Below are 11,285 nucleotides of genomic sequence, written 5' to 3' on the forward strand. Positions count from 1 at the left end.
GTCCACTACGAGTCCGATACCGCCACCGCGATCGCGCGGTTGCGGCGTCCGCCGGTCCGCTTGGTCATGGCCGCGGGGACGGCGGTCTTCATCCGGTAGAACTTGAGCGGGCTGCCGCTCACCGCCTCCTTGTAGGCGATCGCGGCGCGGCCCTTGAGGTACCAGCGGCTCGGGGTGTCGTCCGGTTTGGTGAACTGGATGACGGCGTCCCTGCGGCCCAACGAGACCGGCTGGTGGATGTAGCCGAAGCGGAACGGCTTGGGGGCCTTGCCCCGCAGCAGCCTGGTGATCGACTCGGCGGTGTGCGCGGCCGACGGGATGCCGCTCTGGCAGGTGCCGTGGATGACCCCGTAGGCCTGGCGGATCGCGGCGGCGTCGCCGATCGCGAAGATCTCCGGATGCGAGACCGAGCGCAGCGCGGCGTCGACGTCGACCCGTCCGGCCTCGTCGACCGCGATGCCCGCTTCGGCGGCGAGGCGGGCGTACGCGACACCCGCGGTCCACAGTGTCACATCGGTCGGGATGCGTTCGCCGCCTTCGAGTTCGACCGCGCCGGGAAGAACGCGGGCCACGGAGACGCCGGTGCGGACCTCGACCCCGAGGCGGTCGAGCGCCCTCGTCAGGTGGGCGCGGGCCTTCGGGCCCGTCATCGATCCGGGTTCGCCGCGGCTGAGCAGGCGCACCCGCATCCCGGGGAAGGACTCGGCGGTCTCGGTGGCCGCTTCGATGCCGGTGAGGCCCGCGCCGCAGACCGTCAGGACGCCTTCCGCATTGTCGCGCAAGGCGACCGCGAAGTCCGGGTCGCCGATGGTGAAGGCGTGCTCGACGGCCGGGGTGGCGCTGCCGATCGCGTAGACGAGCAGGTCGTAGTCGAGCCGGCGGCCGTCGTCGAGGACGACGCGGCGGTGGTCGGGCTCGATCCGGGCCGCACGGCCCCGGACGAACCGGACGCCCGCGGGCTCGACCAGATCCGGGATGCGATGGGCGCCGAGGTCCTGGCCGACGGCGGCCTGGTGCTGCCGGAGCCGTTCATCGAACAGGTCGGTCGGGTTGGGCAGGGTGACGTTGGCGGTCTTGGTGCGACGGGCGATGCCGTGGGCGGCCATCATGCCGGTGTAGCCGGCGCCGAGAATCAGGATGTCGTTCATACCCCAAGGACGGGAGGGGTCTCGCAAACGTGATGTAGAGTGACAATCGTCACATTGCGCCGAGTTTTTCGGGGTTGGAGACCAGGTGGATCTCCTCGACCATCCCGTTCACCAAATGCAGCATGACGACCGCCGCGGCGGTGCTCCCCGAGCGGACGACGATCGCCGGACCGCCGTTGACCTCGGCGAACTCGACGCCCGGATCGTCGGGCATCCGGCCCGCAAACGTAATGAGCGCGCCGGCGACCAGCTCCAAGCCGTGAATGATCTTGCGCGGCGCCGGGGCCAGTCCGCCGCCGTCGCAGACGAGCGTGACGTCCGGGGCGAGGACCCCCATGAGCGCTTCGAGGTCGCCACCGGCGCAGGCGTCCATGAAGGACACCGTCGCGCGCTTGCGAGTGGCCGCATCGGTGTCGTACCGGCGGCGCTTCGCGTCCACGTGCTCGCGGGCGCGCTTCGCCGTCTGCCGCACCGACTCCTCACTCCGGTCGAGAATCCGCGCGACCTCACCGTGCGAGTACCCGAACGCCTCGCGCAGCACGAACACCGCCCGCTCCAGCGGCGACAGCGATTCGAGGACCAACAACATGGCCGACGACACCGTGTCGGCCAGCGCGAGATCATCCGCCAGATCGCCCCCAGTCGGCACGGGCTCCGGCAGCCAAGGGCCGACATAGGTCACCCGATCGGCCTTGGCACTCCGAAGCCGGTCGATCGCCAACCTTGTTGTGACCGTGACGAGGTACGCGGTCGGGTCGTCCACAGTGGTCGCGTCAACCCGGTTCCACCGCAGCCACGCCTCCTGAACGATGTCCTCAGCGTCGGTCACCGTCCCGAGAACCCGATACGCGACCGCCTGCAACAGTCCGCGCCGATCCTCGAAAACGTCCACCCCGCAACCCTATCGATCCCGGACCGCAGCTTCGCCTCGACGCCGAATGACTCGAACGTCATCGGGTCCGATAGGCCCGGAGGAACGCCCGCACTCCCTCGACGATGAGTGGCCGAACCCGGGAGTCCTTCGCGGCGTTCGCGGAACCGAGCCTGCTGAGCGTGACGCCGAAGGTCAGCGCGATGAAGTGGTCGGCCGCGAGCCGGGGGTCGGGAACCTCGAGCAGTCCGGCCTCGGCGAGGGCGGCGAACCGTTCGCCCATGGCCTCTTCGGGCGCGTTGGTCAGCGCGCGATCGTCCGGGTGGGGCAGGTGACCGGAGGCGGTCCTGACGAAGCGCTGCAGCGTGGTGTACTCCGCGGAGTCGAGCATGTCGGTCGTGATCCGCATCGAGAACGTGACCAGGGCGGGTTCGAGTTCGGCTGCGTCGGTGAGGTTGTCGAGCGTGTCTTCGAGGGTGCGCCGGACCGTGGCCAGCAATGACTGGCCCACGGCGTCGAAGACCGCGTGCAGCAGTGTCTGCTTGTCGCCGTAGTAGTCGTAGACCGTCCGCTTGGACACCCCGGCGTGGGCTGCTATCGCGTCGACGCTCGTTCGGTCGAAGCCCACTGTGAGGAACAACTCGCGAGCCGACGAGAGGATGGCGGCCCTCTTCTGTGCGGACCCCGCACGCAGCGTTTTCTCTGTCGGCATAGGCAGATCCTAACGGACCCCGGACGAGGATCGCCCTCGGCGACCCACCGGATAACACTACACCGTGTAGTGTGAAATCTGAGACCAACGACGAATAGGACGTCTATGACCGTCACTTTGGAGTCCCCTGTCCGCATCGGGAAACCGGCCCTGGGTGCGCTCGGCGCCCTCGCCCTCGCACTCGGCACCCTGCAGGCGGTGGTGGAGCCTTCACTCCCGCTGCTGCAACACGATCTCGGGATCGGCCCCGCCGAAGGCTCCCTGATCTTCATCACCCTGCTCATCACCGGTGCGGTCGTCGCACCCATCGCGGGCAAACTCGGCGACCGCTACGGCGGCAGACGAGTCCTCGTCGTGCTGATGACCGTCGTCTCGGCCGGCGGCCTGATCTCCAGCGTGGCGCCGAACCTGCCGGTGCTGCTGCTCGGCCAGGTACTGCAAGGCGCGATGGTGGGGGCGCTGCCGCTCTCGTTCATCCTGGTGCGCAAGCACCTTCCTCCGGGCCAGACGCAGGTGGCCGTCGGCGTCGTCAGCGGCTTGTTCACGGGCGGCAGCCTGGTCGGCATGCTGATCGCCGGGCCGATCGCGGAGGGGCTGTCTCGACATTGGATGTTCGCGATCCCGACGATCGCGATCATCGCGGCGACGCTGGTCGTGGCCCGATCGATGCCGGACGATCCGCCGGCCGAGTCGGGCCCCAGGATCGACTGGCTCGGCGTGATCCTCTTGAGCTGCACGTTGATCGCGCTCGTGCTCGGATTCATGGCGGTGACCGGCGGCGGCCTGTCGCCGCTCGCGACCGGCGCCGTCACCGTGGTCGTGGCCGCCTTGGCGACGGGCTGGGTCGCGGTCGAACGCCGGGTGTCCTCGCCCATGGTCGACCTGCGCATGCTGGCGTCGCCGGCCATGTGGAGCTCATGCGTGGTCACCCTGCTCATGAGCCTGGGCTTCGGGATGACGGTGTACCTCGTCCCGCAACTGTTCTCGGTTTCGGCCGAGGACTACGGATTCGGGGCCGATTCGAGCGACATCGGACTGTTCCTGCTGCCCGCGACCATCGCCGGAATAGCGGCCGGCACGGTCGCCGGGATGGCGTCGCGGCGCTTCGGCGCGCGAGCGGTGATCACCGCCGGCACCATCGTCACGGCGGGCACCTTGATCGTCCTGTCGTCGCTGCACGACGCGACCTGGCAGTTGATCGTCGCGAGGGCGCTGATCGGCTTCGCCGTGAGCGTCAGCGCCACCGCGCTGCTCGCCAGCACCGCCACTGCCGTGGCCGCCAAGGACACCGGCATCGCCACGAGCCTGCTCGTCGTCACCCGCGTGGTCGGCGTCGCTCTCGGCGCTCAGGCCGGCGGCGTGATCCTCGAGGCCGGAACCGACCCGGCCTCGGACCTGCCGACCGAGGCGACCTTCACCACCGGATTCATCATCGCCGGCGTCATCGCCGCGCTGTCGCTGCTCGTCGTCCGCGTCATGAAGAAGGGAACCCAGCCATGACTTCCACAGACCTGTCGAACACCGCCGAGAGGACGGTCCTGATCTCCGGGGCGAGCATCGCCGGACCCGCCCTCGCGTACTGGTTGCACCGCTATGGATTCGCGGTCACCGTCGTGGAGAAGGCGAGCGCCCCGCGCGGCGGCGGCTATCCGATCGACGTGCGCGGCACCGCTATCGAGGTGGTCAAGCGGATGGGCCTCCTGCCGCGGCTGCAAGAGGCGCACATCGACTCGCGGCGGCTCACCTTCCTCGACGCCGAAGGCGGCGAAGTGGCCGCGGTGCGCCCGCATGCGCTCGCCGGGAGCGTCGAGGGACGGGACCTCGAAGTGGCTCGCGGGGACCTGACGGCAATCCTCTACGCGGCCGTCCGCGACGACGTGGAATTCCTGTTCGACGACTCCATCGACATCCTCGACCAGTCCGACCACGGCGTCGACATCACCTTCCATAGCGGCATCCGGCGAAGGTTCGACCTGGTGGTCGGCGCCGACGGCATGCACTCGCGCACCCGGAGGATCCTGTTCGGCCCCGAATCGCGATTCCACCGCTACCTCGGCTACTGCTTCGCCGTGTTCAGCATGCCCAACAGTTTCGGGCTCTCCCGCGAGCTCATGCTGTGGAACACCCCCGGCAAGGCCGCGGGCCTCTACGCCACCGGCGAGAACGACGACGAACTGCACGCCTTCCTGAACTTCCACCGACCGGTTCCACCGCTCGATGCCCTCCGCGACCGCCAAGCCCAGGAAGACTTCGTCGCCGAGGCCTTCGCCGGGGCCGGCTGGCAGGTTCCCGACATCGTCGGCGCCATGCGCGAGGCGGACGACCTGTTCTACGACACGGTCGGCCAGATCCGCATGCCCGCCTGGTCGAACGGCCGCGTCGCACTCGTCGGGGACGCCGCGTACGCGCCCTCGTTCCTGACAGGACAGGGCTCCAGCCTCGCACTCGTCGGCGCGTACATGCTCGCCCAATCCCTGGGCGCGAACCGGAACCACGCCACGGCCTTCGCCGCCTACGAGCACGACACACGGGAGTTCGCAGCGGCGAACCAGGCACTGGTCGACCACGGTTCAGCCGCACTCTTCCCCACCACCGCGCACGCCTTGGAACAACGCAACACCGCACTCCGCGAACTCGTCACCATGCCGCCCCCGACACCACGGCCGGCATACACAGCCCTCACTCTGCCGGAACCCCTCCCAGAGCCGTGAGGTCGCTCCTTCGAGGTCCTTCGTCGATATAGGGGATAACGATTTCAAGTCGAGGTAGCCGGATCGGCTTCGCCGGGACCGGAATCCGGTGTCCAGGATATCGCGACATTCGGTCTGTGATGGTATAGCTGCTGTTCGTAGCCGTGTCGAGTGAAGAATTTTTGATGAATGCATTGACATGCCTGAATGAAATCCTTATCTTGATGCATGAGGGATAACGTTATCCATCTTCGGTTCACGATCCCGCCGGCCGCCCCGGGCCCGACAGTCGAAGGAGCACCATGTCTCACGAACCGACCGCCCGTTCACTGCCGCTCGCCGGCCGCACCGTCTTCAGACGTCGAAACCTGCTGAAAGGTGCGGTCGCCGCCGGCGCCTTGGCCGCCTCAGGCGCCGGCGGCCTCGTCATCGCGAACGCCCAAACGGAATCCGGGGAAGCCGGTGCGCAGGCGATCGGCCACCCGGGCATGGTCCACACCCAGGCCGACTTCGACCGGATGAAGGCGAAGGTCGACGCCGGCGCCCAACCCTGGAAACAGGGTTGGGACAAGCTGGTCGCCAACGCCCACTCGCAGAGCACCTGGACTCCCCAGCCGGTCGAGGAGATCGTCCGCGGCAGCACCGACAAGCCCCAGAACTACTGGCTGCTCTACAACGACGCCCACGCGGCCTACCAGAACGCGCTGCGCTGGCGCATCAGCGGCAGCACCGCGCACCGCGACGCTGCCGTGCGGATCTGCAACGCGTGGTCGGGGACGCTGAAGTCGATCTACTGGCCGCCTTCGGACTCGCGCCTGGCGTCGGGCATCTACGGCTACCAGTTCGCCAACGCCGGCGAGCTCGTCCGCGGCGCGCCCGGGTTCGACCTGGGCCGGTTCCAGCAGATGATGAAGACCGTCTTCTACGAGCTCAACAGCGACTTCCTGGTGCGCCACAACGGCACCTGCCAAACCCACTACTGGGCCAACTGGGACCTGTGCAACATGGCCTCGATCCTCGCCATCGGCATCCTCTGCGACGACCAGGCCAAGATCAACGAAGCGGTCGACTACTTCCGCAACGGCGCGGGCGCCGGCTCGATCAACAACGCGATCCCGTTCGTCTACGGCGACGTCGGCCTCGCCCAGTGGCAGGAGTCCGGCCGCGACCAGGCGCACTCGATCATGGGCATCGGGCTCATGGGGACCTTCATGGAGATGGCCTGGAGCCAGGGCATCGACCTCTACTCCGCCCGCGACAACGCGTTCGCCAAGGCCGCCGAGTACGTCGCCCGCTACAACCTCGGCTACGACGTGCCGTTCACGACCTACCGCAACTGCGACGGCATAGAGCACACCGTTGTCTCCGAAGGCGGACGCGGCCAGATCCGGCCGGTCTGGGAGCTGATCTACAACCACTACAGCGCCAGGAAGGGCATGCGGATGCCCTACACCGCGCGCATGGCCGCCCTCGCGCGTCCCGAAGGCGGCGGCGGCGACTACGGCGGCAATTCCGGCGGCTTCGACGCCCTCGGCTGGGGCACGCTCGCGCACATGCGCTCCACCCCGGCGGTCGTCTCCGGCGCCACCTACTACCTGATGTGCGAGCGCTCCGGGAAGTTCCTGGAGAACGGCCGATCCACCGTGGACGGACGCCCGGTGATCCAGTGGGGCGAGAACGGCTTCACCCAGCAGCGCTGGAAGATCACCGACGTCGGCAGCGGCCACTACAAGCTGGTGTGCGAGCACTCCGGGAAGGCCCTCGACAACGGCAACTCCACGGCCGAAGGCGCGCAGGTGAAGCAGTGGACCGACAACGGCGGAGCCACCCAGCGGTGGAGGATCACCGACGCCGGTGGCGGCGCGGTCGTGCTCACGTGCGAACGCTCCGGCATGGCACTCGACAACGGCAACAAGGAAGCCGACGGCGAGCCCGCGATCCAGTGGCGCGTCAACACCGGCGTGCCGCAGCGCTGGCGCTTGATCCGCGCCACCTGACTCGAGGGCTGAAAAGGTTATCCTCAATGCCATGTCCTCCTCGAAGCCGTACCGCGCCCCCGTCCTCGCCGACGTCGCGAAGGCGGCGGGCGTCTCGGTGCCCACCGTCTCCCGCGTACTCAACGGGACGAAGAACGTCGCCCCGGAGCTCGCCGAGCGGGTCCACGCGGCGGTGAAGGAGCTCGGCTACCGTCCGAACAGTGCGGCCCGTTCACTGCGGTTGAGCCAGCCGAACCTCATCTCGATCATCGCGGAGGCCACGACGTCGACCTACGGCTACGCGGGCACGCTCCGCGGAGTCGAGACCGCCGCCCAGCGGGCGGGGATGTCGGTGTCGATCACCATCGTCGCGTCCGATGAGGACGAATCGGTGATGCGCGCGATCGACCTCGCCCTGTCGCAGCCCATCGGCGGGGTGATCGTGCTGGAGTTCCGTCGCGCCGGCATCAAGGTCTCGAGGGCGCTGCCCGAATCCCTGCCGGTGGTCGCCGCGGGAGGTGGATCGGAGCGAACGGACGGCACTCTGGCGGCGCTGATCGATGAGGCCGCGGGCGGCCGCCAGGTAACGGAGTACCTGCTCCGGCAAGGGCATCGGACCGTCCACCACATCGCGGGGCCCACCGCGGGAAAGACCTCGGGCCGCACCGAGGGCTGGCGCGCCGCTCTTCACGACGCCGGTGCCGAGGTCCCGACGGTGATGAGTTCCGAGTGGGACGCCCTCGCCGGTTACCGCTGGGGCGAGCGGATCGCCGGTCGCGACGACGTGACCGCCGTGTTCTGCGGCAACGACGAGATTGCCCTGGGAGTCATGCGGGCCTTGGCGGACCGCGGCATCGACGTCCCGGGCGATGTCTCCGTCGCCGGATTCGACGGCCATCCCCTCGTCTCGCTCTGGCGTCCGTCCCTGACCACGGTCGAGCAGGACTTCGAGGACCTCGGCGCTCGCGCGTTCGGGCTGCTGTCGCAACGGCTCCAAGGCGTGGGCGGCCTGCAGTCGTCAGTGGTCAAGCCCCAACTGGTGGTCCGCGAGTCCACGGCGCCGCCGCGCCGCTGACAACGGAGTCGTCGCCCCTATTCGGGCAGGGCGATGCGCACGATCTCGAAGCCGGATGCGGCGACGCGGACGGCTTCGGGCCGGTCGGCGACCACGACGAGCCTGTCGCCGCTCGCCCAAGCGCGGCACCAGTTGTCGGCCTCGGCGGACACCGTGACCTCGGCGTCGCCCGGGAACCGCCGGTCAGTGGTGTACGGCTTCACGCCGGTCATCCAGGCGGCAGCGTCTTCGAGGGTGCGGACCTGGACGTCGGGGATGCGGCCGGAGGCTTCGGGGCCGACGTTGAGCAGCAGCCGCCCGCCCCGCGAGACCACGTCCGAGTAGTGCTTCGCCAGTTCGCGCGGGCTCAAGGTGAACGATTCGTCCTCAACCCGGTTGTAGCCGAAGGAGGAGCCGAGCCCGCGGTTGTGCTCCCAGCCGGTGCCGGTCTCGTGGTCGGCGTGCATGGAGTACTCGCTCGTGCGGAAGTCCCAGACCTCGGCGCCCCAGCGGTCGTTCACGATCCCGTCGGGGACGACGCCGCGGTAGTGGGCGATCAGCTCGGCGAGCGAGCCGTCCTCCTTGCCGGTCTCGGGCCATTCGATGTCGTTCCAGAGCACCGAGGGCGCGTACCGGTCGATCAGGTCCCGGACGTGAGCGGTGGCGTAGGCGGTGTAGGCGGCGTCGTTGGGGCGGTACCGCCAGATGTCGTCGCCCTCAACGATCGGCGGGCTGTCGGTGACCGACCAGTCGAGGCCCCCCGAGTAGTAGACGCCGAAGCGCATCCCCTGCGCGCGCACGGCCTCCGCGAGCGGGCCGAGCAGGTCGCGCTTCGGGCCGCGGTCGACGGTGTTGAAGCCTTCGCTGCCGGGAGCGTCCCACAGCGTCACCCCGTCATGGTGCTTCGTGACGGGCACGACGTAGTCCGCCCCGAACGCGCGGAACAGCCGCGCCCATTCGGCGGGGTCGTAGGCCTCCGCCTTCCACTGGTCGAGGAAGTCCTCGTACGGAGCCGACCCGTAGACCTCCGCATGGTGCGCCGCCGCAGGCGACCCTTCGATGCGGATGGTGTTCGCGTACCACTCGGCATAGGAGCTGTGCATGAACCACCCGCCTTCGGGTTCCGGCTCGCCTGCAACGTATTCCGGCTCGGCCCAGGCGGGGACCGCATACGGTCCCCAGTGGATGAAGATCCCGAGGCTCGCCTCCTTCGCCCATTCGGGCAGGCCTCGCTCGCGCGGTGGGGTCATGCTCGTTGCTCCTTTCGGGGGGTCACGCCGACCACGCCGATGGTCAGCAGCAGGTTCGCGTACTGGCGCTGATCGCCGGTCGCGATGACGACGGCGGTCTCGGTGGTCCGGGCGAGGTCGTAGAAGGCGAATCGCTCCACCGCCTCGAACGGGACCACGTCGCCGAGCGCGGACCGGTAGCCCTCGTGGGCGGGCACGGGCCCCCCGTCGGACGCCATCACGACCGCGTGCTCGATCGCCACCGAGTCCAGCAACGTCTCGAGTACCTGATCGCCCGTGAGCAGGCCCGGGCGGAGGTTGAGGTGGATCATCGCCGCCGCCGGATTGGCGTGCGTCGAGCACGGGAAGTGCCCGTCGGCGATGAGGATCCGCGAGCCGTGGCCGGCTGCCGCGAGCGCGGCGAGGAGCGGCGGGTGGATGAGGCCGTAGGTGAGCATGTCGTCCTTTCGGCGGCGGGCCCGGCCGCCTCGCGTCGAGCCTAATGACGAACCTTGGCGACCGGAAGGTTCGTACTCACCAAGTACTGGTCCGTTTTCACCACCGGTCAGGTGGCTTGCGGCCGCGCCGGACCTGAACGCGGAAGCCGCCCCGCGTCGCGCGGGGCGGCTTCCTCCTGTCAGCTGGTGATGTCGCCGTAGATGATGCCGCGGCCGTTGGTGGTGAGGTAGACGCGGCCGTAGACGAGCGGGTCGCCGGTGATGGCGGACCCTGAATAGGCCCACTGGTGGGCGTCGTCGTTGATGCGGGTCCACTTGGAGCCGCCGTCGGTCGAGCGGTAGATGGCGGCCTTGTCGTCGATCAGCGCTGAGGTGTAGATCGCCGGGTAACCGGACGATTTGGCGGCTTTGCCGAAACCGACCGACTCGGCCGTGTCGAACTTGGCGAGGCGCTTCCAGGTGATGCCGCCGTCCTTGGACCGCCACATGCCCCCTTCGATGTCCTTCTCGGAGTCCCCGCGCCCGGCGAGCCAGACGTGGTTCTTCTTGCCGGGGACGGCGCGGAAGTCGTCGACACCGCCGGTGGGCAGGCCTGTCGCTCCGGTGTCGGTGAACGTCGCGCCCCCGTCGGTGCTGCGGTAGAACGTGCCGCCCGAGAACGAGTACAGGACCGACGCCTTGACACGGTCGGACCGGATCTTCGCCCCGGCCGGGAGTCCCTGGACCGGGTTCCACGTCTCGCCCAGGTCGGTGCTGTACACCGGGGTGACCTCGGAGTCGCCCGGGGTCCAGAAGATCCTGGACCCGTCGGCGCTGACGGCGACGGTGCCGCCGTGGCCGTCACCGGGGACGCCCTCGACCGGCGCGGCGTTACGCCAGGTCTTGCCGCGGTCGGTGGAGACGCCGACGTGGCCCCTCTCGTTGCCGTGCACGTTGCCGGTACCGACGACGATGTCCGGGTCGGCTTGGGCGAAGTCGACGCTGGTGCCGGTGGACCAGCCGGTGTCGATCATCGGTTCGGCCCGGTCGAGGTCGGTGTGGACGAACCCGCCGACGTCGCCGACGGCGGAGACGAGCGTCCCGCCGAGCGCGGCGAGGTCCAGGACCGCGCACTCCTCCACGCCTTCGGCGCGGACGCCGACGGTGA

General features: G+C 69.0%; 10 protein-coding genes. 4 read left to right on the forward strand and 6 right to left on the reverse strand.

Going from position 1 to position 11,285, the window contains the following annotated elements; translation table 11 throughout:
• Positions 1-5 precede the first annotated feature (5 nt).
• From ACFO8M_RS09510 to ACFO8M_RS09520, 3 genes are read right to left on the reverse strand one after another with little or no spacing between them, the layout of a single operon-like run.
• Positions 6-1,148, reverse strand: a complete 1,143-nt coding sequence (locus tag ACFO8M_RS09510; RefSeq protein ID WP_387973865.1) for an NAD(P)/FAD-dependent oxidoreductase — start codon at positions 1,146-1,148, stop codon at positions 6-8.
• Between the two features lie 49 nt (positions 1,149-1,197).
• Positions 1,198-2,040, reverse strand: coding sequence for an RNA polymerase sigma factor SigJ (gene sigJ / locus ACFO8M_RS09515; RefSeq protein WP_387973868.1), 843 nt, complete (start codon positions 2,038-2,040; stop codon positions 1,198-1,200).
• 58 nt (positions 2,041-2,098) lie between these two features.
• Positions 2,099-2,731: a TetR/AcrR family transcriptional regulator gene (locus ACFO8M_RS09520; protein ID WP_387973871.1), complete on the reverse strand. Its 633-nt coding sequence runs from the start codon at positions 2,729-2,731 to the stop codon at positions 2,099-2,101.
• Positions 2,732-2,836: 105 nt separating this feature from the next.
• Between ACFO8M_RS09520 and ACFO8M_RS09525 the strand changes: the two genes are divergently transcribed.
• The 4 genes from ACFO8M_RS09525 to ACFO8M_RS09540 all read left to right on the forward strand — a co-directional run bounded on the left by ACFO8M_RS09525 (position 2,837) and on the right by ACFO8M_RS09540 (position 8,472).
• Complete coding sequence (locus ACFO8M_RS09525; RefSeq protein ID WP_387973874.1) at positions 2,837-4,231, forward strand: MFS transporter; 1,395 nt, start codon at positions 2,837-2,839, stop codon at positions 4,229-4,231.
• Positions 4,228-5,442, forward strand: coding sequence for an FAD-dependent monooxygenase (locus tag ACFO8M_RS09530; RefSeq protein ID WP_387973877.1), 1,215 nt, complete (start codon positions 4,228-4,230; stop codon positions 5,440-5,442). Before ACFO8M_RS09525 ends, ACFO8M_RS09530 begins: the two co-directional genes overlap by 4 nt.
• 281 nt (positions 5,443-5,723) lie before the next feature.
• Positions 5,724-7,418 carry an RICIN domain-containing protein gene (locus ACFO8M_RS09535; RefSeq protein ID WP_387973880.1) on the forward strand — a complete coding sequence of 565 codons (1,695 nt, stop codon included), beginning with the start codon at positions 5,724-5,726 and terminating at the stop codon, positions 7,416-7,418.
• 31 nt (positions 7,419-7,449) lie between these two features.
• The gene (locus ACFO8M_RS09540) at positions 7,450-8,472 is read left to right on the forward strand and encodes a LacI family DNA-binding transcriptional regulator (protein WP_387973883.1); all 1,023 of its coding nucleotides are present in this window, start codon (positions 7,450-7,452) and stop codon (positions 8,470-8,472) included.
• 17 nt (positions 8,473-8,489) lie between these two features.
• Here ACFO8M_RS09540 and ACFO8M_RS09545 read toward each other — a convergent pair whose 3' ends face one another.
• The 3 genes from ACFO8M_RS09545 to ACFO8M_RS09555 all read right to left on the reverse strand — a co-directional run.
• A complete protein-coding gene (locus tag ACFO8M_RS09545; RefSeq protein ID WP_387973886.1) occupies positions 8,490-9,701 on the reverse strand; it encodes an alpha-L-fucosidase in 1,212 nt (403 codons plus the stop codon).
• Positions 9,698-10,138 carry an RbsD/FucU family protein gene (locus ACFO8M_RS09550; protein ID WP_387973889.1) on the reverse strand — a complete coding sequence of 147 codons (441 nt, stop codon included), beginning with the start codon at positions 10,136-10,138 and terminating at the stop codon, positions 9,698-9,700. The genes ACFO8M_RS09545 and ACFO8M_RS09550 overlap by 4 nt, the downstream gene beginning before the upstream one ends.
• 179 nt (positions 10,139-10,317) lie before the next feature.
• Positions 10,318-11,285, reverse strand: a 968-nt coding sequence (locus tag ACFO8M_RS09555; RefSeq protein WP_387973892.1) for a WD40/YVTN/BNR-like repeat-containing protein, incomplete at its 5' end; no start/stop codon positions are given.

Source organism: Glycomyces rhizosphaerae (assembly GCF_042647865.1).
Classification (GTDB): Bacteria; Actinomycetota; Actinomycetes; order Mycobacteriales; family Micromonosporaceae; genus Glycomyces; species Glycomyces rhizosphaerae.